At 41.1% G+C, this 26368-nt stretch carries 16 protein-coding genes and 2 pseudogenes; 16 read left to right on the top strand and 2 right to left on the bottom strand.

What is annotated here, in order from left to right; all coding sequences use genetic code 11:
- The first annotated feature begins 58 nt into the window (after positions 1-58).
- The 4 genes and pseudogenes from KK487_RS12350 (at position 59) to KK487_RS12335 (ending at position 6182) form a co-directional block, all read left to right on the top strand.
- On the top strand, positions 59-385 hold the full coding sequence (locus KK487_RS12350; protein WP_013465764.1) for a hypothetical protein: 327 nt from the start codon (positions 59-61) through the stop codon (positions 383-385).
- A gap of 173 nt (positions 386-558) precedes the next feature.
- Positions 559-1811: pseudogene (locus KK487_RS18630) on the top strand (TolC family protein).
- Positions 1808-3037 carry an efflux RND transporter periplasmic adaptor subunit gene (locus KK487_RS12340; RefSeq protein WP_215521807.1) on the top strand — a complete coding sequence of 410 codons (1230 nt, stop codon included), beginning with the start codon at positions 1808-1810 and terminating at the stop codon, positions 3035-3037. The pseudogene KK487_RS18630 and the gene KK487_RS12340 overlap by 4 nt, the downstream one beginning before the upstream one ends.
- 8 nt (positions 3038-3045) lie before the next feature.
- Positions 3046-6182 (top strand): annotated as a pseudogene (locus KK487_RS12335) (efflux RND transporter permease subunit).
- An 81-nt stretch (positions 6183-6263) separates the two neighbouring features.
- Here the strand turns inward: KK487_RS12335 and KK487_RS12330 are convergent.
- Positions 6264-7499, bottom strand: coding sequence for a TMEM143 family protein (locus tag KK487_RS12330; RefSeq protein WP_013465759.1), 1236 nt, complete (start codon positions 7497-7499; stop codon positions 6264-6266).
- A 188-nt stretch (positions 7500-7687) separates the two neighbouring features.
- Between KK487_RS12330 and KK487_RS12325 the strand changes: the two genes are divergently transcribed.
- From KK487_RS12325 to KK487_RS12315, 3 genes are all read left to right on the top strand, one after another.
- Positions 7688-8272 carry a YqaA family protein gene (locus tag KK487_RS12325; protein ID WP_013465758.1) on the top strand — a complete coding sequence of 195 codons (585 nt, stop codon included), beginning with the start codon at positions 7688-7690 and terminating at the stop codon, positions 8270-8272.
- A 71-nt stretch (positions 8273-8343) separates the two neighbouring features.
- A complete protein-coding gene (locus KK487_RS12320; protein WP_024602348.1) occupies positions 8344-9243 on the top strand; it encodes a GGDEF domain-containing protein in 900 nt (299 codons plus the stop codon).
- Positions 9244-9319: 76 nt separating this feature from the next.
- Positions 9320-11923 carry a DUF2339 domain-containing protein gene (locus KK487_RS12315; protein ID WP_215521806.1) on the top strand — a complete coding sequence of 868 codons (2604 nt, stop codon included), beginning with the start codon at positions 9320-9322 and terminating at the stop codon, positions 11921-11923.
- A gap of 49 nt (positions 11924-11972) precedes the next feature.
- Here KK487_RS12315 and KK487_RS12310 read toward each other — a convergent pair whose 3' ends face one another.
- A complete protein-coding gene (locus KK487_RS12310; RefSeq protein WP_013465755.1) occupies positions 11973-15413 on the bottom strand; it encodes a hybrid sensor histidine kinase/response regulator in 3441 nt (1146 codons plus the stop codon).
- A gap of 462 nt (positions 15414-15875) precedes the next feature.
- Here KK487_RS12310 and KK487_RS12305 point away from each other — a divergent pair, with 462 nt between their 5' ends.
- From KK487_RS12305 to phoB, 9 genes are all read left to right on the top strand, one after another.
- Positions 15876-16139: a DUF4212 domain-containing protein gene (locus tag KK487_RS12305; RefSeq protein ID WP_008464847.1), complete on the top strand. Its 264-nt coding sequence runs from the start codon at positions 15876-15878 to the stop codon at positions 16137-16139.
- A 10-nt stretch (positions 16140-16149) separates the two neighbouring features.
- Positions 16150-17874 carry a sodium:solute symporter family protein gene (locus KK487_RS12300; RefSeq protein ID WP_215521805.1) on the top strand — a complete coding sequence of 575 codons (1725 nt, stop codon included), beginning with the start codon at positions 16150-16152 and terminating at the stop codon, positions 17872-17874.
- A gap of 111 nt (positions 17875-17985) precedes the next feature.
- Positions 17986-19824, top strand: coding sequence for a DUF294 nucleotidyltransferase-like domain-containing protein (locus KK487_RS12295; RefSeq protein ID WP_013465753.1), 1839 nt, complete (start codon positions 17986-17988; stop codon positions 19822-19824).
- A gap of 5 nt (positions 19825-19829) precedes the next feature.
- Complete coding sequence (locus KK487_RS12290) at positions 19830-20453, top strand: 3'-5' exonuclease (protein ID WP_024602352.1); 624 nt, start codon at positions 19830-19832, stop codon at positions 20451-20453.
- 130 nt (positions 20454-20583) lie between these two features.
- Positions 20584-21330 carry an SIMPL domain-containing protein gene (locus KK487_RS12285; RefSeq protein ID WP_215521804.1) on the top strand — a complete coding sequence of 249 codons (747 nt, stop codon included), beginning with the start codon at positions 20584-20586 and terminating at the stop codon, positions 21328-21330.
- A gap of 183 nt (positions 21331-21513) precedes the next feature.
- Complete coding sequence (gene epd / locus KK487_RS12280) at positions 21514-22527, top strand: erythrose-4-phosphate dehydrogenase (RefSeq protein WP_016900482.1); 1014 nt, start codon at positions 21514-21516, stop codon at positions 22525-22527.
- Between the two features lie 50 nt (positions 22528-22577).
- Positions 22578-23753, top strand: coding sequence for a phosphoglycerate kinase (locus KK487_RS12275; RefSeq protein WP_016900480.1), 1176 nt, complete (start codon positions 22578-22580; stop codon positions 23751-23753).
- 211 nt (positions 23754-23964) lie between these two features.
- Entirely contained in the window at positions 23965-25029 is a 1065-nt protein-coding gene (fba, locus tag KK487_RS12270) for a class II fructose-bisphosphate aldolase (RefSeq protein WP_008111197.1), read from the top strand.
- A 619-nt stretch (positions 25030-25648) separates the two neighbouring features.
- Entirely contained in the window at positions 25649-26338 is a 690-nt protein-coding gene (gene phoB, locus KK487_RS12265) for a phosphate regulon transcriptional regulator PhoB (RefSeq protein ID WP_013465747.1), read from the top strand.
- The last annotated feature ends 30 nt before the right edge of the window (positions 26339-26368 follow it).

Raw genomic sequence — 26368 nt, 5'->3', positions numbered from 1 at the left:
TGGCTTCAATTGGTTAGGTTTATTTAAGTCAATTTTAGGCTGAGAAGATAGCTAAATTATGCGCTCAAATCGTTTGTTAATGGTCATGTTACTCGTGCTTGTGCACAGCTTTATAAGTTGTGATGGCGCTGCATACCATTTACAAGAAGACGTTGAGCATGTAAGTAACGCATTATCACAAAACACTATAACCGCTGATAATGACCAAGGACAAAGCGATAATCAGCCACCGGTTGAGATTCATGCACACCAACATTGTCACTGTGGCTATTACAGCACACTTAGTCACGCTATTATTCCTCAACAAAGTAAACCCTCAGTACTTGTGTATTACCATGGTTTAAATTATCCACCTGATGTACCCCCACCGAATTCATTTAGCTAGTTTTTAATTTAATTTCAATTAATTATTGTGCTTTTAGCTGCCTGCGCGTAAGCGTTCCATGGGCTGTTATAGGCATGTTTAAATTGCTAACTATTTTACACTGTCGCTGTTTTTAGCGTAGGTTGTGAATGGTTTGCAAGTGAACTCTGTTTATTAAAAAACGGACAAGCTATATGAATAAAAAACCAATTATGCTGGTGGTGATGCTGTGCGCGCTACCTGCTTTTAGTGCGTTTGCAAATGTTAAAACGTTAACCCTAAAACAAGCGTTGATAAATACCGAGCAACAAAATCCGCTATTAAAGCGCTATCCTTATCATCAAAAAATACTCAGCGCGCTTAAATCTCAAGCGGCGCTTTCGCCTAATCCTGTCTTAAATGTAGAAGCCGAAAACCTATTAGGAACTAACGATGCGCGTGGTGTGCAAGGGGCTGAAATAACCTTGGCATTTAGCCAGCTTATAGAGCTTGGAGATAAACGCCAAAGCCGTATAAATTACGCAACGGCGAACATTAAAGCCCAAGCAATACAATATCAAAATACTCGGTTGCTTTATTAGCAACCACTGGTGAGCGATATTACGAGGCGCTTAAATTTCAAACCTTACTTACGCTTAACAGCGAACGACAACACGTGGTGAGCCAAGCTCTCAAAGCAATAAAGCAACGGGCTAACGCCGGCGCTGTATCGCAAGCCGATGTAACCCGTATGCGTTATGCACTAAGCCAAGTTGAGCTTGAGACAGCTAAGCTAAATAGCGAATTTGAGCGAGCGCGTTTATCGCTCAATGAGCTGTGGAATGAGCAACATGACTACACGAATTTCGCAGGGAATATGGCTACCTTAATACCGCTTAAATCTGAGCAAGCGTTACTCAATGCAGTTAACCAAGCGCCTGATTTTGCTATGTTACAGCAGCAATACTTAAAGCAAGCGGCCAACTTAACGCTGCAAAAAGCCAATGGGCAAAGTGACATTAATGTAGGTGCAGGCCTGCGTTACAACCAGCAAAACAATACCAGTTCGTTGTTGTTTTCGTTTTCTATGCCGTTGCAATTGAGTAACTCAAATAGCGGTAATATTGAAGCGGCTAACAGTCAGTTGGCATTGTTACGTGAGCAGCAAGGACAGTTACGGATTCAATTACGCCAACAAGTTCGTACTTTGTATGCCTATTACCAAGGTAAGACGTTACAGGCACAGTTGTTATCTGGGCAAGTTATTCCCCAAGCCCAAACACTCATTGAGCAAAGCTTAAAAAGCTATCAACGCGGACAAATTTCGGTGTTGCAATTACTCGATGCTCAACAAGCCCTTTTTGACTCTAAACGCGCGTTGATTAACACATATGCAGCGTTATATCAGACCCACCTCGCACTTGAGCGTTTAACTGGCCAATCTTTAACTGAGACTTTTCAATCATGAACAACACGTTTATCGCATTATTAGTATTTCTCTCGTTTGTAGCTAGCTTAACAAGCACATATGTATTTGCCTCAGCAGAGCATGGGCAAATGCAGCAATCCCAAAAACAAGGTGCCCATGGCGGCTTTTTATTAACCAACGCAAAGCTCACTCTTGAGTTAAAGCTGCAAGAATTGGCAGGTAAAGTTGAGCTGCGCGTATATGGTTATGAGCAAAAACAGCCGGTAGATATAAACGATTTAAGCATCGAAATGAACTTAAAACGATTAGTAGAAGCGCCACAAAAAATACAATTTACCCGTGAGAATGAGTACCTTGTTAGCACGCAACCCATAAATGAGCCACATTCGTTTGCGCTTTTCATTACTGCCAATTATAAAGGTGAGCGCGTTAGTTTTGAGTACTCTCAGCACGAAGGCCGGACTGTGCTTAGTGAGCGAGTAGTTAAAGGTGCGGGTATTGAAACGCAGATAGCACAAAGTGGCGAGATTGATATTTCCGATACGCTGTTTGGTGTTATTGCACCGACACAGCACGGCACAGTAGAAGTGATGGCGCCATATACCGGATTGATCAGCGATATTTTTGTCAGCATTGGTCAAACGGTTCAAAAAGGTGAGTTACTGGCCAGTGTCACCAACCGTGAAACATTACAAAACTACAGTATTAAAAGCCCCATTAGCGGTGTGGTAACCGAGCAATATTTAAAGCGTGGCGAACTGGCAAGTACTCGCGCGCTTATGCAAGTCGTGAATCTTGATAAAGTATGGGTTGAGCTCTCAGCCTTTCCTGAAAACATCGAAAATCTAGCCATTGGTCAAAGCGCCACGGTGTACGATTTACATCACCATTTAAATGCCCAAGGTAAGGTGTTTTTTATAGCGCCTATGATGACCGGCGGGCACATTGCACGTGCCCGTATAGCGCTTAATAACCCTGATGGTCATTGGCGTCCGGGCATGCATGTTAATAGTGATGTCAGTATCGATAAGGTTAATGCTAACGTGCGTGTAAAGCCTGAGGCTATTCAAGAGTTTAATGGTATGACGAGTGTGTTTGTGCGTAAAAATAGTGTATTTGAAGTACGCCCTGTTACTTTAGGCGCAAAAAGTAGCGAGTGGGTTGAAGTGATCGCGGGTTTAAGCCCAGGTAGCGAGTACGTCACAACCAATAGCTATGTGATCAAAGCCGACATTTTAAAAAGCGGCGCAAGTCACGCACACTAGGAGGTACCATGATTAACTGGATTGTTTCTTTTGCGGTTAAACGCCGCATGATGGTACTGGCACTAACATTTTTATTTGCTGGGTTTGGTGTGTATAACATCCAAAACTTAGCGGTAGATGCTGTACCCGATATTACCAATGTACAAGTGCAAATTAACTCTAAAGCGCCTGGTTTTACGCCGCTTGAAGTTGAGCAGCGTATCACTTACTTAGTCGAAACAGCGATGGCGGGTATTCCTAAGCTTGATTATACCCGTTCGCTTTCTCGCTATGGGCTTTCTCAAGTAACCATTATTTTTGATGAAGGCACCGATATTTATTGGGCGCGTCAACAAATTGGTGAGCGTATTCAAAGTATTCGCGCCGATTTACCTAATAATGTTGAGCCAAACCTTGGACCTATTGCCAGTGGTTTAGGTGAAATATTTACCTATAGCGTGCATGCAAAACCCGATGCGTTAAAAAGTGATGGTATGCCTTACAGCGCCGAAGATTTACGTACTTTACAAGACTGGGTTATTCGTCCGCAGCTTTTAAAAGTAAAAGGCGTAACCGAAATAAATAGCCAAGGTGGCTTTGAGCGCCAGTACCAAGTTGCGCCCATACCAGAAAAGCTCATCGCTTATAAGCTAACAATCAAGGATGTTATTAGTGCACTTGAGCTTAATAACAGCAATCGCGGAGCCGGTTACATAGAGCGCTTTGACGGCCAATATTTAGTGCGCTCCCCTGGGCAATTAAAAACATTAGCGGATATAGCAAACACCGTTATTGCTAAGCGTGATGATGCTCCTGTGCGAATTAAAGACGTGGCAAATGTATACTTAGGAAAAGAACTCAGAACTGGCGCGGCTACTTATAATGGCGAGGAAACCGTATTAGGCACGGCGATGATGCTAATTGGTGAAAATAGCCGTGTGGTTGCCAAAGCCATGGCTGATAAGCTTATACAAGTACAAAAAAGTTTACCTGCAGGGGTTATTGTTGAGCCTGTTTATGACCGCACCAATCTGGTTGATAAAACTATCGCCACAGTAGAAAAAAACCTGTTTGAAGGGGCGGTATTGGTCATCGTCATTCTGTTGTTATTGCTTGGGAATATCACTGGTGCGCTTATTACCGCCATGGTTATTCCGCTGAGTATGCTATTTGCTATTACAGGCATGGTGGGCAATCGAGTCTCGGGTAACTTAATGAGCTTAGGCGCAATCGATTTTGGATTAATTGTAGATGGCGCGGTGATTGTGGTTGAAAACTGCCTTCGTCAATTAGGGATGGCTCAACATAAACACGGGCGCTTACTTACACTCAGTGAGCGTTTAAAAGTTGTCACTTCAGCCACCAAAGAAGTGTTTAGCCCCGCCGTATTTGGTATTTTAATTATTATGTTGGTATATTTACCGCTATTTGCGCTCAGTGGTGTTGAGGGCAAAATGTTTCAGCCTATGGCGTTTACTGTGGTTGCCGCGTTAATAGGTGCACTCATTTTTGCTGTCACCTTTGTGCCAGCGGCTATTGCCGTATTTGTGCGTGGTAAAGTAGATGAAAGCGAAAACGCAGTAATGCGTGGCGTTAAAAAAATCTACAAGCCACTGCTTAACTTATCGCTTAAATTACCGTGGCTGATGGTGAGCATTGCGACGGTTTTAGTACTAGTGCTTGGCTTTAAAGTTAAAAATATGGGCGCCGAATTTTTACCTCAGCTTGATGAAGGTGACATTGCAATGCATGCGCTGCGTATTACTGGCACCGGTATTGAACAATCGGTGCAAATGCAAAAGCAGTTGGAGCAGGCTTTATTAGCACAACCCGAAATTGCGAACGTATTTTCGAAGATTGGTACTGCGGATGTAGCCAGCGATCCTATGCCGCCAATGTTGCCGACACCTTTTTAATGTTAAAGCCGTCCGAGCAATGGCCAAACCCATCACTGAGTAAAGACGCGTTAGTGCAGCAAATTCGTCATCGCGTGAATGAGGTACCGGGTAATAACTATGAATTTACCCAGCCTATAGAAATGCGCTTTAACGAGTTAATTGCTGGTGTGCGTGCCGATGTAGCGCTGCGTATTTACGGTGACGATTTAGCCATACTTAAGCAGTTTGGCGAAAAAGCCACTGGTTTAATGCGAAATATTACCGGTGCTACTGATGTTCGTTTAGAACAAATACAGGGGCTGCCTACACTTTCTGTTACTCCAATGCGAGACCACATGGCGTTATTAGGATTAACTGTAAACGACATTCAACAAACGCTTGCCGCTGCCGTTGGTGGGGTGCAAACAGGGCTCATTTATGAGGGTGATAAGCGCTTTTCGTTACTAGTACGCTTAGATAAGCGTTGGTCTGATGATGTCTCTGCGCTTGCGCGTTTACCTATTGCATTACCTCAAAGTAGTAACCCTGAGCTTGCATTTGTACCGCTTGGAGAAGTGGCTACAATCAGCATTGAAAAAGGGCCGAATCAAATAAACCGCGAAAGTGGTAAGCGTAATGTGGTAGTAACGGCCAATGTAGCGGGGCGCGATTTAGCAAGCTTTGTCAGTGATGCCCAAGCGAAAATGAACGCACAACTTAACCTACCTAGCGGTTACTGGCTTGAATACGGCGGTACGTTTGAGCAATTACAATCGGCGAGTAAACGTTTGTCGTTGGTTGTGCCTGTGACTTTATTGCTTATTTTTGGCTTACTTTATAGTGCTTTTGGCTCGCTGCGTGATTCACTCATTATATTCAGCGGTGTACCTCTGGCACTGACCGGTGGGGTATTGGCGTTATTGCTACGAGATATGCCGCTTTCTATTTCAGCGGGTGTGGGTTTTATTGCCCTAAGTGGTGTTGCGGTATTAAACGGTGTAGTGATGTTGTCGTTTATTAAGCAGTTACGAAACGAAGGGTTAAGTTTATACCATGCAATACACAGCGGCGCATTACAGCGATTACGCCCCGTGCTGATGACCGCGCTTGTGGCAAGTTTAGGCTTTATACCTATGGCGCTCAATACCGGTACCGGCTCTGAGGTGCAAAGGCCATTAGCAACCGTGGTTGTAGGCGGTATTATGTCATCTACCTTACTAACGCTATTAATTTTGCCAGCACTTTATAAGTTAGTGCATACAAAATTTAAAAAGCAGCAAACAGCTTAACTAATTACCAATTAGGTAATAACGTAAAAAGCAGCTGAAGTGTCAGCTGCTTTTTCGTTGTTATTAAGTAAAGCGTGCAGTTTAATTATATTGAAACAGGTTATCCCAGCGTTCATCTAATATGGCTTTTGCGTGCTCTAGATTTATCGCGTTATATAGGGTGTTTGTGCAGGTTACTAAATGCATACGTTCAAGTTTTTCAAGCGCATCACTAATTTCAAAATCTAGCTCGCATTGATACTTAGTTTTAAACCACGTCTCTATTTGCTCATCAAGCGCGTGTGCGCTTAAGCCATTTTTAGATTTTAGTAAAAACGTATACGCAAGCAGGGCTTCTTTAATGTCTTCTTCTTCGGCAGCGTCTATCAGAGTGTGGAATACACCGGCGTTGTTATCTAGGTTTTTAAAGTAGAGATTATCGCTCAACGCTTTCATAAATTTAATTTTGCGGTTTTTAAATTTACTCCACTCTTTAAAAACAAAACTACCAAATACCCCAATACCAATCGCTAACGTAATAAAGTGCTGCTGAGTCATGGTAACGGCTTCATCTCTAAACCCTCCCCAAAATGCAAACAAAGCAAACAATAAAAGTAATGAGGCGCCCAGTTTGGTAACTAACACCACCGCACCGCCAATAAGTGCAGATGAGCCAATAATAATTTTATCAATCGGGCGCATCCGTACTTCGCTATTAGGAAATAGCATTTCTAAGTCAGCTTTTGGCACATTTTGAAATAGTTTTACTATGGTAGAACTTGGCTCAAACCCCATAGGTAGTTTATTTTTTGATTCAAAATAGGCTTTATCTTTAAAGCGAATAAATACCGCTACGCGGTCGTAGTTGGTAAAATGCAGTGGCTTTTTACGTAAGCCCCAAAAGCTGGTTATGGTTTCGGTGAGTTGCGATTCGCCTCTGCGATAAAAGACCACTTCTTCAAAGTCGTCAAACTCTACCTCTAGGCGTACCTTAAAAAGCGATTCTTCGTTGAGTGCATCTTGTAGGTCTTCATTGGTAATCACTTCAAAATTAGCCGCATTTAATACGTTGGCAAAATCTTTAGCAAAATCGCGTTGGCACTGGGCTTTTTGCTCCTTCGAGACAGGAGCTAACGAGCGAGTGTCGCTATTAGGATCAAACGGTGCGTAATTGTTTTTTAGTGACTCAAGGGTTGAGTGGTAATTATAATGAATCAGGCTGGCGAGCACGTCGCAAAACTGTTTGAAAGAGGTTTGTTGTGCACTATCGGCAAGCTCTTGGCTGCACATGCCTATGATATCTTGCTTTCTAAAAGGAATAAAACGCGCAGTTTGCATAATTAATAATTGTCAGAAAAGTATAATGGCATTGAGCAATAATAAAGTACTCTGGGAAGTATTACTATTTTGCCAATGTTAAATCTATAAATAATAAGGCGTTATATTTTCAGGTTAGATTAACCTAACTGTGCGATGATGCCAGTACCCGCTAAAAATATTAATCTCAGTAGTTAAAAGGATGTTTAATGGCTATACAAAAAAAGCTAAAGCAAAAAACGCGTCAGTTTATTGAGTCTAAAAATATGCTCAGCGGTATTACGTTTGCCTCATTTTTAGAATCCACCATAGTGCCCATTCCACTTGAAGCAGTACTGGTGCCATTAATGCAGGCAAGGCGTGAAAAACTGTGGCAAATTGCCCTTATGGCCACAATCGGCTGTGTTATTGGGGCGTTGTTTGGTTATGCGTTGGGTTATTATTTATTTGATGTAGTGGGCGATTGGATCATTAATACCTTTTCTAGTCCTGAACAGTTTGAAAACGTTAAGCAAAAAATGCAGGCACAAGGTTTTTGGTTTGTATTAAGCTTAGGTATTGTGCCTATTCCGTTTCAAATTGCGATGTTGGCCGCTGGTGCAACTAAGTATTCGCTGGCACTGTTTTTAGTGGCATCTGCGATTGCGCGCTCTATACGCTATTTTGGATTAGCGTTAGTGGTATATTATGCAGGCAATCAAGCTGAGCGACTTATCAGTAAACATAAAACTAAAACCATGATTGGGTTAACTATTTTAGTTGCTATTGGCTGGGTTGTTAGCACACTAATATAAATCAATCCGTTTTATAATTTGTGGTATAGTTTTTAATAGTAATTATAAAAATAATTTAAATATCGCCTATGATGAACCCGGAAAAAGTGAGTCTAAAGTTAAGCCATTTTGTTAAAATTACCAGATTAAATAAGCTGTTAATTTTGATGACGCTGGCGTTTATTATCGCTTTCTCAATTTTTTCGTTGATGTACTTTCCCCGATTAGACATAACCCAAAACCTCTATGGCTTTACCACTGACTTTATTAATTTAGTGGTGATTTTTGCTATTTTTTTTGTAGTGCAATGTTCACGGTTAGCTAAAAAAGCGTATTTATATGTCAGTATCGGTTTAATGCTATGGATTGTAGGTTCTACTGCCGATGTGCTTGATGAAGTAATACGTCAGCCTTTTTGGATAAGCAATTACGTAGAAGACTTATGCCGCACATTAGGTATGCTAATTACCGCTTATGGTTTATTTAAAACCATGCACTTTATGCAGCGAATGCACAACCGGTTAGCGCAAGAGTTTATTATGGATGATTTAACCAAAGTGTATAACCGTCGCTGCTTTTATCAGCATGTGAAGGGGGTTGTTAATAATCCTTACACTGTTTTAATTATAGATCTCGACCACTTTAAACGTATTAATGACGATTATGGCCACGATGTGGGCGATAAGGTGCTTAAACAGTTTGCTGATAAAGTGAACCGTCTTTTTAAAGATGAAAATATTTTTGCTCGTATAGGTGGTGAGGAGTTTGCCGCTTACCTGCCTAGTTATGAGCTTGATGAAGTACTTAACTTTTCGCAGACTATTCTAGAGACGGCTCGTACTATTACAGTACAAAATCAGCGTTCTTTAACGGTCAGTATCGGTATTGCACATCGTACAAGCGACCAGACCTTTGATAATGTAATGAAACGTGCTGATCAAGCATTATACCGCGCTAAAAAAGCAGGCCGTGATCGCCTTGAGGTTGCTTAAACATCGTAATTTTATGGTATAAGCTTTGTTTGTAATTTTTTTGGGTACTTGTTTTGTAAAATAAAAAAGGGACTGTATGGATGAGTTAATCGGATTAGCAATCATTATATCTATTGCGATTGTTGCAGGAGGCGTATGTGGTTTAGTTGCCTTAGTGCAATTAAACGGCTTAAAACAAGAGATTGCAGTATTAAAACTCAAGCTATCACAGTATGAGTTAAACCCAAATACAGTCCCTAGCGAATCCCCTGTAAACACACAACCAGATAACGCAAAATCTTTAAACCGCGCAGACATTCCTGATTCTGATTATAAACCTGCGAGCATTAAACATACGCCACTACCTAAAGTAGCAATTAAAAAGCCATCGAGTATTGAACTGCTTTTTAAACAATTACGTGCAGGCTTTGAACAAAACTGGATGACCTGGATTGGTGCTATTGCTTTGGCTTTAGGTGGCGTGTTTTTAGCCAAATACAGTTTAGAGGCGGGGCTACTTTCACCTGCAATGAGGCTCAGTGCCGGTGGATTATTTGGCATTGGCTTAATCGCAGCAGCGTATTATTTACATTATAAACGTATCGTTTTTGAAGGCTTTAATAATTACATTCCTGCAGCCCTTGCCAGTGGCGGCTTTGTGACTTGCTTTGCCTTAATGTTTTTGGCCTATAACAGCTTTACCATGCTAAGTGCTGAGTGGGCATTTATTGGCTTAGCAGTGATTGCTCTTTGCGCCAGTGCAATGGCGATTAAGTTAGGCCCTTTACTTGCTGTAATTGGCATTATAGGCGCATACAGTGTTCCTATTTGGGTAAATACGGGCAGTGGTCAGTTATTTTCTTTACTTATTTATGTTGCCCTTGTGAGTGTTGCCGCAGCGGTTGTGGCACATAAAGTACAGCGAGTGTGGTTGTGGTATTTACTATGGGTAGGGCATATAGGCTGGTACTTGGTTGGACTCACTCTATTTAACTACGACACAGTGTGGTTAATAGGCGCGTATGCGTTACTAAGTATTTTAGGCTTAATCGCTATTGCACGCTTAGGCTTGGGCTTTAATACCCTTGAAGTGCGCCCGCACAGCTTCAAACGATTAGTTAACTTATTTCCAGATCACGGATTATTACTGGCCTTTATGGCGCCTTTAATGATTGCCATGCTATTGAGTTTGTTTAATTTACAATGGCAAATCGTGGCGTTGTTAAGCATCGCTTTGTTACTATTTTTAGTGTTAAAAAATAGCCGTTGGGATGCATGGCAAGGGGTTTCTTTAGTGATTGCGCTGTTACTAGTGATCAGTGCTAAACAAACTTATGCCTTTGATGATGCGTTATTTATTTTTAAAAACGAATATGGGCTAGGCTTATTACTTGCTCTGGGGTTAAGTGGCTATGGACTCTATTTTGGTAATAAATACTCAAAACGATTAGCTTTTCATTTGCTTGCTTCATTAAGTGTGTTTGCATTAGTTGGCACTTTGTATGCGATGATCCCAAATACGGCTTTAGCAACCGCTTATCCACTTTGGGCGGTATTGTTATGTTTAATGAGTGCGGTGTTAATTAAATTTACGCAAAATAATACAACCTTATGGCAGCGTTTTAGTTATTGGGTGGGAGCAAACGCCAATATCACTTTAGCAATTACTATGCTACTGAGCGATAGCGGCCTTACCATTGCACTGGCTGTTCAAGTATTACTGCTGAGCTTATTAATAAAAAAATACAGTGTGGCTATGCCACACTGGCCAATAAAAGCCCTTGTGGCGGCATTACTTTTACGCCTTACCTTATCGCCGTGGACGCCTAGTTATGATTCTCTAACTATCTTTGGTTTGCATTGGAGCTTAGTTGTTTACCCGCTGTGTATTGGGTTATTTTTTGCAGCGGCTAAATGTTTTAATACTTCAAAACTAAAAATATGGTTAGAGGGGGCAGCACTGCATTGTTTAGCGTTATTTGTGACAACCGAAACCAGTTATCAACTGGTAGGGCACTACCCTCAGTTGTTTTCTTTAAGTTTTTATGAGCAAGTTTTGCTCAGCTGTAACTTGCTTGCTTTAGGCTGCGTTTATTTATATCGCGCGCAAAGTGCAGGGCAGCTGGGTAAGTTATACCGCACTGCAGGTTTGATTTTATCAGCGTTAGCTGGCTTATTATTAATCAATACAACGTTGGATGATAATCCGTTATTAATGCGTCTTTATGTTGGTGAAACGCCAATATTTAACTGGGTGCTTTTAATCTGGTTCGTCCCGAGCCTGCTGGCGTTATGGTTAGCGAGTTTAGTTAAATCGTTAAATGCTAAATTGAGTCAAATTACACTCGGTGTGTCTGGTTTATTAGCGGTATTAGCTATCAACACCTTGATCCGCCAATATTGGCAAGGCGGCTTTATTTACCTTGATAAGGCAACCAGTGACGCCGAGCTATATAGCTATTCGGTTATTTGGTTATTACTTGGCGCATTGGTGGTGATCGCCGGACATTTAAAACAGCTGCGGTTATTACAAAATGTCGGTTTGGGGATTCTTGGTGCGGTAATCGTTAAAGTATTTTTAATTGATATGGCTAATTTAACTGGGCTTTTAAAGGCATTATCGTTTATTGGCTTAGGGCTTTCGTTAGTCGGGCTTAGTTGGTTGTTCCAAAAACTAAGAAAGCGTAATTATAGCAATTAAGCATAGCTTTAAGCCCAGTATTTTACTGGGCTTAAGCGTTTATTGGTGGTTAAGTACTATGATTAAGCAGGGCCTTAAGTTTACCTGGTTTTACTGGTTTACTTAGGTAATGAATATTTTCAGCTTTGGTTGTTTGTTTTAGCTCGGTGTCACGCACCGCGGTAATTAAAATTGCCGGAATATCGCTTTGCCAAGTCTCTCGCAGTGTTTTAATTAAAGTAATGCCATCCCAATCATTACCTAATTGATAATCCATTAAAATAACATCGGGCGCGGCATGCGCTTTAGCATACGCCAACACAGCATCAACTTTGTCGAATAAGGTGTAATTTGCCCGCCATTTTTTCAATAAGCTGGCCATCGCGGCTAAGTTTTCAGGATCGTCGTCAACGGCAATAATATTAATCGCAGCGCGGTTGTCTACGATATTTTGATTTGTTTGTTTTTGTTGCACTAATTGCGCATCACCATAAGGCACTTCTATGCTAAATCGACTGCCTTTATTAGGTAAAGAAACGACATCAATCGGCAGGCTCAGTAAATCAGCCATACGTTTAACTACCCCTAGACCAAGGCCTACGCCTTTATTGTCGCCCGCTTCAATTCGGTAAAAGTCGTTAAATATTTTTGCCTGTTCAATATCGCTAATGCCGGGGCCTGTATCCCATACTTCTATTCGTAAACTGTGTTTACGATTTCTGCAGGCAATTAGCACTCGGCCATTTTCGGTGTATTTAATCGCATTAGACAGTAAGTTTTGTAGTATTCGGCGCAAGTAGGTAATGTCACTATGCACTATTTGCTTATTTGAGCGCACTGTAAATGACAGTCCTTTATCGCTCGATAAAATGGCATATTCACTTTTGAGAGGGTCTAAAATATCGTCAATACAAAAGTGACGTGGGCTTGGGGTCATTGCGCCTTGTTCTAATTTTGCAATTTCGAGTAAGGCCGACATTAAATGCACAGTTGAATCTAAACTGTCGCCAAGCTTATTAAAATTATTTTTATTCGTGGTGTCTAGTTGTGTTTCGTCAATCGCGGCAAGGTATAAACGTGCAGCATTTAATGGCTGTAAAATATCGTGACTGGCCAATGCTAAAAAGCGAGTTTTACTATCATTGGCCTGTTCTGCCTCGCGCTTGGCCAAAGTAAGTGCTTGCTCTGTTTGTACGCGGCTATCTATTTGTGCTTGTAGATTACTATTAATCGTTTGTACTTCTTGGGTGCGCGCTTCAATACGGTTTTCTAAGTCCATATTAATTTCTTCTAGCGCATTTTGAGTACTAATGTGAGTAGTAATATCAGAAAAACTGGTTACAAATCCGCCATCAGGAAGTGGGTTACCGATCATTTCATACACTTGGCCGTTTCGACGATGGCGAATAAAGTGATGTGAACTACCATTTTTTAAATGCTGAACTCGCTTATCAACATGACGGTCAATTTCACCTGGGCCACATTCACCGCGCTCTGCGTTATACCGGATTATTTCCTCAATAGGTTGGCCAACTTGTAAAAAGCCCTCGGGGTAGTTAAACATTTCACTGTAGCGCTTATTCCAAGCAACGAGGTTTAGGTCTTTATCAACAACGGATAGGCCATGGCTTAAGTTCTCTAACGAGGTAAACAATAAGTTTTGATTAAACTGCAGTGCTTGTGTGGTTTCATCAAAAAAGTTTACCACCTCTTCAAACGCCATGCGTTTGCCCGATGATACGGTATGAATAAGTGCTTGCGCTGATGAGGCACCTAATACCCCAGTAAGCGCACGTTCGCAGTAAGCAATAAAGTCAGCGCGAGGGTGAGCATTGTTGTCGTTTAAGTCGTGATGAAGCGCATAGTGTGATAATACTTGCTGGCTACGTTGAATGCCTAAAAAGGTTTGCAGCAGTATTTTAAAGTCGTATACCGTGGCTTTTACATTTTTATTTAAGCGACGCGATAAAATAGCCTGATCTTTAGGATTAACAAAAGCAGCCGCTTGAATTTTGTCGATTAAGCGCTCTTCAGCCCCTAGCGAAAAACTAATGTAACAGCCAATATTAGCAAACAAAGCGATAAGTGTACCGCGCGTTATTAGGGTTTGTTGTAACTCACTGTCTAGTGGGTTGGGGGCATCTAAAATAGGCAACATTAAAAACAGCACCCAACATATCACGCCGGCGAGTAGTCCAGCATAAACCCCATAGGCATGGCCTTTTCGCCAATATAAACCACCCACAATGGCAGGCAATAGTTGCGATACCAATGAAAAAGCAACCAATCCCATACTAGCCAGTGCACTGCCATTTCCAAACCATTGCTGATAGAAGTAAGCTAAAATAAGTACTCCGGCAATGGTAAATCGACGCACTAGTAAAATACGTGATTTATAGCTGCTGGTAATTAAGTTACGTTTAAATTTACGACGTAACATTAACGGCAGTACCACATCATTTGAGATCATGGTACTTAACGTTAATGTGGCTACAACAATCATGGCTGTAGCTGCTGAAAGCCCCCCAATAAACACAAACGTAGTCAAAAAAGCATTATTGTGCAGCATAGGTAAGGCAAGTACAAAGCTGTCTGGTGATAAGCTGCGGCCTATTTCTGGGTGAATCGCAGCGGTGGCAATAGGTAAAATCATTGCTGCTGTTAGTAATAAATACAGTGGGAAGGCCCAACGCGCAGTGAATAAATGGCGCTTATCTTGGTTATCGACCACGGTTACATGAAATTGGCGTGGCAAACAAATAATAGCCGCTGCTGCCATAAGTGACTGGCCGATAAAATTAAAACTAAAAAAGTCAAAGTGTGTCCAGTGCATCCAAATAGACTCGGCAACTTGACTGCTACTTTGGGTAGGTAAATTAAATAAGCTGTATATCGCAAGCCCTGCAACGGCGGCTAAGGCAAACAGTTTAACTAGAGATTCAAACGCCACAGCGAGCATTAAACCTGAACGGTATTCGGTTACATCAACTTTGCGCGTACCAAAAAATATAGCAAATAGCGCCATCATTAACGTGGCCGATAGCGCTAAAATATCCCCTGATATCTGATTGCTGTTTTGTAGGAGTAAAAAGCTAGAGCTGAGTGCTTTTAATTGCAATGCAATGTACGGAATGGTGGCCAATAAGGCGATTATTGTCACCATAATGGCGGTGGTTTGACGCTTACCATAGCGGGCTGAAATAAAGTCGGCAATAGTGGTGATATTTTGTTTTTTACTCACCAGTACCAGTTTACGTAAAAAGCCTTGACCGAAAAAAAACAATAAAGCGGGGCCTAACAAGATAGGTAAAAAACTCCAGCTGCTGGTCGCTGCTGTGCCTACTGAGCCGTAGTAAGTCCATGAAGTGCAATAAATACCTAGTGCAAATGAATACACAAACGGGTGATGACTAATACGCTTGGCAAGTGGCGTGGTTTTATCCCCCCAATTAGCCAGCCAAAACAGCACGCCTATGTAGCCAAAGGCAACAATGAGTAGTACAGCCGTCATGTTTATTTAACCTTGTAGAATATTTTTATAATTTGCCATAACTATACCCAAACTATTTCAAGATGCGAGCGTCAGTTGGCGTTTGAGGTAGTTTGGGTTTTTACAATATTTGGTTGCGGGTTAAATAGGGGGGTATACATTTTATTTATATTATCTATAAATAAAATAAAGAATTGATTTTTAATGATTTATTTTAAATTGGTTATTTAGTTAGACTAATGTCTTATTCCCACGCTTTACTCAAAAATTGGCGTAAACACCTCGCAAATAAATTAATTAACTTACTGAAATTAAAGTAGTTCACTTGTTGTTTACTAATTAAGCGCCTACAGTTTACGAAAACGTTAACATGTTGTTACGACTATTGTCGCAATTCAATATTTGAGTAGCGTTGCTAAATTGATTAACGAATATAAAAAACCACCCATCGTAATCTTGCGATGTTTAAAGGGGAAAATAAAAATGGCTTTTAAAAATGAAGAACAAGCAAAAGCTTATTGGGCAGAAAACATTTCATTACTGTTTAAGTTATTAGCGGTATGGTTTGTGGTCTCTTTTGGCTTTGGCATATTACTTGTAGATGTACTAAATGAAGTACGTTTTTTTGGGTTTAAACTTGGCTTCTGGTTCGCCCAGCAAGGCGCGATTTATACCTTTGTAGCTTTGATTTTTGTGTACGTTTTCAAAATGAATACGTTAGATAAAAAATATGGCGTAGACGAATAGGAGCTAAGCAATGGATGTTCAAATACTCACTTTTATAATCGTCGGTTTAAGCTTTGCGCTTTATATCGGCATTGCAATCTGGGCTCGTGCAGGGTCAACAAATGAATTCTATGTTGCCGGTGGTGGTGTACCTCCACTAGCCAATGGTATGGCAACTGCTGCGGATTGGATGAGTGCTGCGTCATTTATTTCAATGGCGGGTATTATCTCGTTTGCTGGCTATGACGGTAGTGTTTACTTAATGGGGTGGACGGGTGGTTATGTACTACTGGCCATGTGTTTAGCGCCTTACTTACGTAAATTCGGTAAGTTTACTGTGCCAGACTTTATCGGGGATCGTTACTACTCACGTACTGCGCGTTTAGTGGCTATTTTATGTGCCATCTTTATTTGTTTTACTTACATTGCGGGTCAAATGCGTGGTGTGGGTGTGGTGTTCTCGCGTTTCTTAGAAGTTGAAATTGAAACCGGCGTTTACATCGGCATGATAATTGTTTTCTTTTATGCTGTACTTGGTGGCATGAAAGGCATTACTTACACGCAAGTTGCGCAGTACTGTGTACTGGTATTTGCTTATTTAGTACCGGCTATTTTCATCTCTATGATGGCAACCGGTCACTTTTTCCCACAAACAGGGTTTGGTGCCACGCTAAGTGATGGTTCAGGCATGTATGTATTGGATAAATTAGATGGTTTAAGTACTGAGTTGGGCTTTGGCCAATACACTGAAGGCTCGAAGAGTATGATTGATGTATTTGCAATCACAGGTGCTCTTATGGTGGGTACTGCTGGTTTACCACATGTAATTGTTCGCTTTTTCACTGTACCTCGCGTAAAGGACACACGTATTTCAGCGGCGTGGACACTGGTGTTCATTGCTATTGTTTACACAACAGCACCCGCAGTAGCTTCGTTTGCCCGTGTAAACATGATTGACACCATTAATGGTAAAGACGGTAGCGGCACAGCGTATGCAGATGCACCAGCTTGGATTAAAAACTGGGAACGTACAGGCCTAATTACCTTTAATGATAAAAATGGTGACGGCAAAATGTTTTACACATCAGGTAAAATCACTGACCCTAATAGCGCGAACGAAGTAAACGTTGACCGCGATATTATGGTACTAGCGAACCCTGAAATTGCCGACTTACCAGCATGGGTTATTGCACTCGTTGCTGCTGGTGGTATTGCCGCGGCACTATCGACTACAGCGGGCTTACTATTGGTTATTTCAACCTCAGTATCGCACGATTTGCTAAAACGGACACTCAAACCGGATATAACCGACAAGCAAGAATTACTTGCAGCGAGGTTAGCAGCGATGATTGCTATTGTAATATCCGCCTACTTTGGGATTAACCCGCCAGGATTTGTGGCCTCGGTTGTTGCCTTTGCCTTCGGCTTAGCGGCGGCGAGCTTCTTCCCTGCAATTATTATGGGTATTTTCTCTAAATCAATGAATAAACATGGTGCAATTGCAGGCATGGTAACGGGTATCACCTTTACTGCTGCATACATCATCTACTTCAAGTTTGTGAGCCCAGAGCTTAATAGCCCAGAAAATTGGTTCCTAGGTATTTCACCTGAAGGGATTGGTTTAGTAGGTATGATCATTAACTTTGCAGTAGCAGCAGGTGTTATGAAAATGACTCAACCAACACCAATTGAAATCCAAGAAATGGTGGAAGGTATTCGTAATCCTAAAGGGTCTAGTGAAGCGCATGCTCACTAATCCATATAGCTAATGATATAACGCATCAAAGCCCGACTTAAGTCGGGCTTTTTATTTGTTTAAAAAATGACTACATTTCAGGTTAAGTCGCTTTTTTATTGAGGATGATTTATGAGTAGTGAGCAACAGGAAGTCGCGCAGTTTATTAACAAGCAAGCACCATTTTCAATGTTACAGGACAGCGCCTGCAGTTATTTTGTTAACCATCTCGATAGTATTTATTTGACCCGAGAAAACCAAACGCAATGGCTTAACAGTGAACAGCCTAAGTTATTTTTAATCCGCTCCGGGTTATACGATTTAGTCGATGCCAAAGGCGATACGGTAACGCGTTTAACCCAAGGTGATTACTTTGGTTACCCCTCTTTACTAACGGGAGATGCAATTCAAAACAGTTTAGAAGTACAAAAAGAGGGCATAGTGTATATGCTCGACCAAACGCATTTTGATTATTTACGCCGAGAATATAAAGCCTTTGAGCAATACTTTGTCCGTGCACATGCAAATCGATTACTTTCATCGCATTATAAGAGCAACAACGACAGCTGGTCTGAGCGTAAAATATCAGAGATCATGACTCGCAAAGCGATAACGCTGCCCCCCGATGCCAGCATCCGTCATAGTGCTAAAAAAATGCAAGAGCATGGGGTTTCTTCAATAATGATCACCGAAAACTCGCACCTTGTTGGGGTGGTTACTGACCGTGATTTACGTAATCGAGTGCTTGCTGATGAGGTGGACCCCGCGCAAGCTATCAATAGTATTATGACCAATAAGCCTAAGTTTATATTTGAAAATAATCGTGTGTTTTCAGCGCTACACTTAATGCTTAAGCATAATATTCATCATTTACCTGTGCTTGATGAAAATCATAAACCGCTAGGTATGATCACTAGTACAGACTTACTACGTCAACAAAAAAGCGACCCTGTCCAGCTCATTGGTCGTATTTATAAAGCGCATAATGTCGCTGATTTAAAGCGTTACGCTAAAGAAATTCCTGAGTTATTAAAGGGGTTTTCTAATAATATTGATGATATTTCACTGATTGGAAAACTACTCAGCGGTTTAACCGATGCGCTAACCTCGCGGCTAATATTTTTATTTCAACAACAACATGGTGTTGCACCTACGAGCTTTAGCTTTATTTGTTTTGGCTCTCAAGCGCGCGAAGAGCAAACACTGCATTCTGATCAAGATAACGGCTTGTTATTACCCGATGGTCTAAACGATGAGCAGCACGCGTACTTTAAACAAATGGGTGAATTTGTTTGTGAAAACTTAGTTGAATGCGGTATTCGTCGTTGCCCTGGTAACATTATGGCCAGCAGTGATGCGTGTCGAATGAGTGTTAGTGATTGGCGGGCGAAGTTTTTAAAGTGGATCACCAGCCCCACACCCCAGGCAATGCTCAACTGTAAAATATTTTTTGATCTGCGTTTTATTGAAGGATCAACCACGCTTTATAGCCAGTTTTGTGAAGAGTTAACCCATATTTCTCGCAACGATCTTTTTTATGCGGCAATGGCCAGCGATGTGAATACCAACAGCGCGCCGATTGGTTTATTCAATAACTTTAAAACTGAAAAAACCGAGCAGCATCACAAATACATCGATCTTAAAAAGCGCGGGGTAGTGATCATTAACGATCTGGCAAGGCTGTATGCATTAAAAGTAGGCATCCGCCGTGCTAACACCCAAGAGCGATTAGACGCCTTATTAAAGTATTCATTGTTAAGCAAAGAAGATATTTATAATTTAAAAGATTGTTGGCGATTTTTAACTCAACTTAGGTTGCGCACACAAATAAACGAAGAGGGGTTGCCCAGCAATTGTATAAACCCAGATAAGCTCAATTCGTTAGAGCGTCATCAGCTTAAAGAAGCATTTTACCTAGTAAAACAAGCGCAGCAAGGCGCGGCGTTTAAATTTGCGCGTGGGAGTTTGTAACAACAATGGTTAAGCAGCTTATTACTCGTTATTTAAAGCGCCGCCACTTGCTCATGCAAAGTGCTTTAAAGCAACGTTACTTAGTGATTGATTTGGAATTAACAGGGCTTGATCCTAAACAACATGAAATTGTTTCGGTTGCTTGGGTACTGATTGATAACGAATGTATCAAAAACAGTCAGTCGCAGCATTTGGTTAATAAAGAGGTGAAAAGTCTAGAGCAGAGCCCCGTTTTTCATGGCATTAGTACTGACTCTGTGGCACAAGGGCAAAGTCTACAAAGCATTATAACGTCTTTAAGCGCTCACTTTAGTGACTGTATTTTAGTATTTCATAATGCCATGCTCGATTGGGGTTTTTTAAAGTTAGCACTAAAAAATGCAGGGATCACCCAGCGCCCCAAGTTGATTATCGATACCTTACAAATAGAAAAAAAGCGTCTGCTAAAGCATAGCTCAGATATAAAATTAGACGATTTAACTCTTAATGAATGTCGTAAACGCTACGACTTACCAAGCTATCATTGTCATCACGCCCTTACCGATGCACAAGCTACTGCTGAGTTGTTATTAGCCCAATGCCATCAAATAAGCGCCGGTAAGGAGCTCAAAGTAGGCGAGTTGACGTAGGTTGGGCAGAGCGAAGCGAAACCCAACCTATAAAGAATGCATAAATACTTGGTTAATGAGGCAGTTTACTTTTGTTTTTATTTGTATAATTATGGGAACGTGTGATTTATTATGAATTCAAGGAACGAATATGAAACTTATCATCGCTATTTTTATTAACTTATTCCCTCTTATTACTTTTGCTAATTCAAGCGTGCCAGCTAATCGTCATATTTCAGTGCAGGGGTCAGCTGAGGTATTTGTTGAGCCTGATATGGCTCAAATTATATTTGAAGTAAAAAGCACTGAAGATACATTACTTGAGGCTAAACGTGAGCTTGATGGCCGGATTAGCTTGCTACTTGAACAATCAGACAAATACGGTTTTGGCCAAGACGATGTTTATATATCTGGTTTAAAAAGCAAGTTATACACTATGATTGGTACAGAATCTGGGACTGTTTCAGGCGATAAGTATTTAGCCCTGAAAACAGTTAAAGTCACATTAAAAGATATTAAAAAAGTCGATGAATTTATTAATTTTGCTCAAAGCTTAAAAATAGACAATATCGAAAAAATTAATGGTTTATCCTCTAAAGTTAATCAGTTAGAGGCAGAGGCAACACAATTAGCAATCGATAACGCAAAAGCGAAGGGAAATAAGCTCGCTCAAGCTTTTGGCGCTGAACTTGGCAACGTTTACAGTATCAGTGCAAATTCCAGCAGCTCAGATTACGATTATGACGCGGGCGGTGTTAAGCACATTATTTTATCTAGCCACAGAAATAGTATGGTTGCTAGTAATAACGAGAATCCATTTATGCAGCAGCAATATTTAGGCGCAACAATAAGCGTTAAAGCATCAATAAAGGTGGTGTTTGATTTAAAACTAAAATAGCAAACAGTGCAAATACCCACTAGCAGGGCTAAAAGTAAAAGTGCAGTGTGTGTTGATTATGACGTTAATTTAAAGTTTCTAATGCTTGGCTCTTATAATCACAGGCAAGGTCGATTACAATACCGCCATCTAAAAGGCGACGCTGCCTTTCTCTGTACGTAACTAGAGTGGATTTTATATTTCATGGCAATCAAACTTGCAATTAATGGTTTTGGTCGTATTGGTCGAAATATTGTCCGTGCACTATACGAATCAGGCTTAAGCGACGAGATCAAAATTGTTGCAATTAACGAACTAGCCGACCCTGAAGCTATTGCCCATTTATTAAAATACGACACCTCTCATGGTCGTTTTGCTTTTCCAGTTAAACTAGGTGAAGACACTATCAGCGTTGCTGATGACACCATTGCGTTATTTTGTGAACAAAATCCAGTTGAATTACCGTGGCAAACGTTAGATGTTGACGTGGTGCTTGAATGTACGGGGGTTTACCACTCACGTGAGCATGCACAGTTACATTTGACTGCGGGTGCAAAAAAGGTGCTGTTTTCACATCCTGCGGATAATGATGTTGATGCCACTATTGTTTACGGTATTAATGACGATGAGCTTAAAAGCGAGCATACTATTGTCTCTAATGGCTCGTGTACCACCAACTGCGTTGTTCCTGTTATTAAAGTACTCGATGATGCCTTTGGCATTGAATCAGGTGCTATTACGACCATTCATGCGTCAATGAACGATCAGCAAGTGATTGATGCGTATCATCATGATTTACGCCGTACGCGTGCCGCCAGCCAGTCTATTATTCCTGTAGATACAAAATTAGCCCGTGGTATAGACCGTATTTTACCTAAATTTAAAGGTCGCTTTGAGGCCATTGCGGTCCGTGTACCGACCATTAATGTGACGGCGATGGATTTAAGTGTCACGGTTAATGCAGATGTAGATTTAAGTGCGGTTAATAATGCCCTTAAAGCACAAGCTAAAGACCGCCTTGAAGGTATTTTAAGTTACACCGAAGAGCCGTTGGTATCGGTTGATTTTAACCATGACCCACATTCTTGTATCATAGATGGCACACAGACACGTGTTAGTCATAAACGACTGATAAAGTTATTAGTTTGGTGTGATAACGAGTGGGGGTTTGCGAATCGCATGCTCGATACCGCGCGTGCTATGATGGCATTTAAGTAATATTTAAAACGTATTTTTCAGGTTCAGTATCGTTAACTAAGGAGATGTTCATGTCGGTCATTAAAATGGCAGATTTAGATTTAAACGGCAAACGCGTATTAATTCGTGAAGATTTAAATGTACCCGTTAAAGCAGGAAAAGTGACGTCAGATGCACGTATTCGTGCTGCGTTACCTACTATCAAACTAGCGTTAGAGAAAGGCGCGAAAGTGATGGTTATGTCACACCTTGGCCGTCCTACGGAAGGGCAATACGAAGAAGAGTTTTCATTGGCTCCGGTTGTTGATTACTTAAATGATGCACTTGAGCAAACAGTTCGCCTAGAAAAAGATTACCTAAACGGCGTTGATGTTGCAGATAACGAAGTCGTTGTTTTTGAAAACGTGCGTTTTAATAAAGGCGAGAAAAAAGACGACGAAACCTTATCAAAGCAATTAGCTGCATTATGTGACGTGTACGTAATGGATGCCTTTGGTACTGCGCATCGCGCACAAGCATCAACGCATGGTGTAGGTTTATTTGCTGATGTAGCGTGTGCCGGTCCATTATTATCAGCTGAACTTGAAGCGCTAGGCAAAGCACTTGATAACCCAGCACGCCCGCTCGTGGCGATTGTGGGTGGCTCTAAAGTGTCAACTAAGTTAACCGTACTTGATTCGTTATCTAAAATTGTTGACCAGCTTGTTACGGGTGGCGGTATTGCTAATACCTTTATTGCCGCTGCAGGTTATCCTGTAGGTAAGTCCCTTTTTGAAGCTGACTTAATGGACGAAGCTAATCGCTTATGTGCAGCAGCAAAAGCTAACAATGGTGAAATTCCAGTACCGACTGATGTTGTTGTGGGTAATGAATTCTCAGAATCAGCTGTAGCAACACTTAAAGATGTAAGCGAAGTTACCAGCGACGATATGATTTTTGATATTGGCCCTGATACAGCAAACAAACTTGCAAAAATTATTGCTAATGCGGGCACCGTTGTATGGAATGGCCCAGTCGGTGTGTTTGAATTTGATCAGTTCGGTAATGGTACACGTGCTATTGCCCAAGCAATTGCTGATTCAAAAGCGTTTTCAATTGCAGGCGGTGGTGACACTTTAGCAGCAATTGACAAGTACGGCATTAGTGACAAAGTTTCGTATATTTCTACCGGTGGTGGTGCTTTCTTAGAGTTTTTAGAAGGTAAAAAACTGCCAGCAGTAGTGATGCTAGAATCACGTGCTAAGTAATACGTTAAGTATTAGCTAGCCGTTAGGCAGATGTGGAGTGTCCGCATCTGCTACACTTAACTGATAAATACCTCTCACTTTTATTTATTAGTTATTTAATTCGAATTTTAGGCGTTGAGCTTTAAGGTTCGAGGTGCAGTTATTGCGCCAAACTAACAAATCCGTTCAAACTAGATAGTTAAATGACTATCGATAAATTGGAGAATACCCAATGGCTTTAATCAGTATGCGACAACTTCTGGATCATGCCGCTGAGCATGGTTACGGTGTACCCGCGTTTAATGTAAATAACCAAGAGCAAATGCGCGCAATTATGGAAGCGGCTGATAAAACAAACAGCCCTGTTATTGTGCAAGGTTCTGCGGGCGCACGTGCGTATGCCGGTGCACCTTTTATTCGTCATATGATTTTAGCGGCAGTTGAAGAATGGCCACATATCCCCGTGGTTATGCATCAGGATCACGGTACATCACCGGGTGTATGTCAGCGTTCAATTCAGTTAGGTTTTTCATCAGTAATGATGGATGGCTCGTTAATGAGCGATGGTAAAACTCCGTCAAGCTACGATTACAACGTTGATGTAACACGTAAAACAGTTGAAATGGCACACGCATGTGGTGTTTCAGTTGAGGGTGAGCTAGGTGTATTAGGTTCACTTGAAACCGGTGAAGCGGGTGAAGAAGACGGCGTTGGCGCTGAGGGTAAACTTACCACAGAGCAAATGCTAACGAATCCAGAAGAAGCAGCTGATTTTGTAAATAAAACCCATGTTGATGCGCTGGCTATTGCCTGTGGTACATCACACGGTGCCTACAAATTTACTCGTCCACCAACCGACGACATTTTAGCGATTGATCGTATTAAAGAAATTCATGCGCGTATTCCAAACACGCACTTAGTAATGCATGGCTCGTCTTCTGTACCACAAGAGTGGTTAGAAGTGATTAACCAATACGGTGGCGAAATTCCTGAAACATACGGTGTGCCAGTTGAGCAAATTGTTGAAGGTATTAAATACGGTGTGCGTAAGGTAAACATTGATACTGACTTACGTTTAGCGTCTACCGGTGCAATCCGTCGTCATTTAGCAATGAACCCGTCTAACTTCGACCCACGTAAGTTTTTAGCCGCTGCAACACAAGCGATGACTGATATTTGTATCGCCCGTTACGAGGCGTTTGGTACTGCGGGTCAAGCAAGTAAAATTAAGCCAATTTCATTGGATGAAATGCACCTTAAATACTTAAGCGGTGAGTTAAACCCAAAAATAAAATGATGAGCCAATAACGGCGATACTCTCGCACTCATTATAAAAAGCCAGTTGCTTACGCACTGGCTTTTTTGATCTGTAAGAGATCAGTATTTTACTTACCGATAAATCTGGGATCACTCGATTACTAACTAACCTTATCTGGGATCATTACTTTACTAAGTGAAGGGCTTAAAGTGATGCATTTTGTACTTTTAAGTGTCGAACATCATAATTAATGGATAAAAATCACACAGTAAATCATTGGTTTAGCTTTGTTAGTGGGTAAAATAGTGATCCGAAAAGGGATCTGCTTGATAAAACTCTGATCCTTGTATTTAAGATCTTAATAAACCTGATCTAAATAGGTGCCGACTTTTATTATTAAGCCTAAAAATAGCTGCTAGTTAGTAATTTGATGATCCCAAGTTAATATCATAAATAATGCCTTTAATAACGACTCACTTTACTGCAAACCACTTTTTTATTTACTGCTCAAGATGATAAAAATATGACATATTCAATTTTTTGTTACTATTTTGTGTTTTTTTTAGTCTCATTTTAATTTAGACGTTACACTTTAATAAAAATGTCATACTTAGTCATAATAATGAAACCTACTCAATAGCCTAAGAGATAAATTGGAATGTCACGTAAAGTATTAGTCGTTGATGACGAAGCACCTATCAGGGAAATGTTGGTTTTTGTTTTAGAACAAAATGGCTTTCAAGCCATTGAGGCAGAAGATTATGATTCTGCAATAGCCGCAATGGTTGAACCTTATCCAGATATGGTGTTACTCGATTGGATGCTACCTGGTGGTAGTGGAATTCAAATTGCTAAAAAATTCAAACAAAATGAACACACACGCCAAATCCCTATCATTATGCTGACTGCTCGCGGTGAAGAAGAAGACAAAATACGCGGTTTAGAAGTGGGCGCTGATGATTACGTTACTAAGCCGTTTTCACCTAAAGAGTTAATGGCGCGTATTAAAGCGGTTATTCGCCGAGTAGCACCTACCTCTTTAGAAGAAGCAATTGAAGTGCATGGCCTGCGCTTGGACCCTATTTCGCATCGTGTTACCTCAGGGGGCAGTGAGCTTGATATGGGGCCAACCGAATTTAGACTGTTACACTTTTTTATGACCCATCCAGAGCGTGTTTACAGCCGTGAGCAACTGCTTGATCATGTATGGGGCACGAATGTGTATGTTGAAGACAGAACCGTAGATGTTCATATTCGTCGCTTGCGTAAAGCGATTGCTACGCTTGGACATGACCGCTTAGTACAAACGGTACGCGGAGCTGGTTATCGCTTTTCGAGTAAACTATAGTGTGCTTACAATTAAGCTTACTTAGTTAAG

It is taken from the genome of Pseudoalteromonas sp. SiA1 (assembly GCF_018732205.1).
GTDB classification, from domain to species: Bacteria; Pseudomonadota; Gammaproteobacteria; order Enterobacterales; family Alteromonadaceae; genus Pseudoalteromonas; species Pseudoalteromonas tetraodonis.
The sequence above is the reverse complement of the archived record's forward strand: the minus strand, read 5'-3'. Positions and strand labels throughout refer to the sequence as shown.

Excerpts from the sequence above, each read along its gene's own strand:
- KK487_RS12330 (WP_013465759.1), bottom strand. The coding sequence starts at position 7,499 with ATGCAAACTGCGCGTTTTATTCCTTTTAGAAAGCAAGATATCATAGGC.
- KK487_RS12300 (WP_215521805.1), top strand. The coding sequence starts at position 16,150 with ATGGATGTTCAAATACTCACTTTTATAATCGTCGGTTTAAGCTTTGCG.
- KK487_RS12290 (WP_024602352.1), top strand. The coding sequence starts at position 19,830 with ATGGTTAAGCAGCTTATTACTCGTTATTTAAAGCGCCGCCACTTGCTC.
- KK487_RS12315 (WP_215521806.1), top strand. The coding sequence starts at position 9,320 with ATGGATGAGTTAATCGGATTAGCAATCATTATATCTATTGCGATTGTT.
- KK487_RS12320 (WP_024602348.1), top strand. The coding sequence starts at position 8,344 with ATGAACCCGGAAAAAGTGAGTCTAAAGTTAAGCCATTTTGTTAAAATT.
- KK487_RS12310 (WP_013465755.1), bottom strand. The coding sequence starts at position 15,413 with ATGACGGCTGTACTACTCATTGTTGCCTTTGGCTACATAGGCGTGCTG.
- KK487_RS12340 (WP_215521807.1), top strand. The coding sequence starts at position 1,808 with ATGAACAACACGTTTATCGCATTATTAGTATTTCTCTCGTTTGTAGCT.
- KK487_RS12275 (WP_016900480.1), top strand. The coding sequence starts at position 22,578 with ATGTCGGTCATTAAAATGGCAGATTTAGATTTAAACGGCAAACGCGTA.
- epd (WP_016900482.1), top strand. The coding sequence starts at position 21,514 with ATGGCAATCAAACTTGCAATTAATGGTTTTGGTCGTATTGGTCGAAAT.
- KK487_RS12285 (WP_215521804.1), top strand. The coding sequence starts at position 20,584 with ATGAAACTTATCATCGCTATTTTTATTAACTTATTCCCTCTTATTACT.
- phoB (WP_013465747.1), top strand. The coding sequence starts at position 25,649 with ATGTCACGTAAAGTATTAGTCGTTGATGACGAAGCACCTATCAGGGAA.
- fba (WP_008111197.1), top strand. The coding sequence starts at position 23,965 with ATGGCTTTAATCAGTATGCGACAACTTCTGGATCATGCCGCTGAGCAT.
- KK487_RS12350 (WP_013465764.1), top strand. The coding sequence starts at position 59 with ATGCGCTCAAATCGTTTGTTAATGGTCATGTTACTCGTGCTTGTGCAC.
- KK487_RS12325 (WP_013465758.1), top strand. The coding sequence starts at position 7,688 with ATGGCTATACAAAAAAAGCTAAAGCAAAAAACGCGTCAGTTTATTGAG.
- KK487_RS12305 (WP_008464847.1), top strand. The coding sequence starts at position 15,876 with ATGGCTTTTAAAAATGAAGAACAAGCAAAAGCTTATTGGGCAGAAAAC.
- KK487_RS12295 (WP_013465753.1), top strand. The coding sequence starts at position 17,986 with ATGAGTAGTGAGCAACAGGAAGTCGCGCAGTTTATTAACAAGCAAGCA.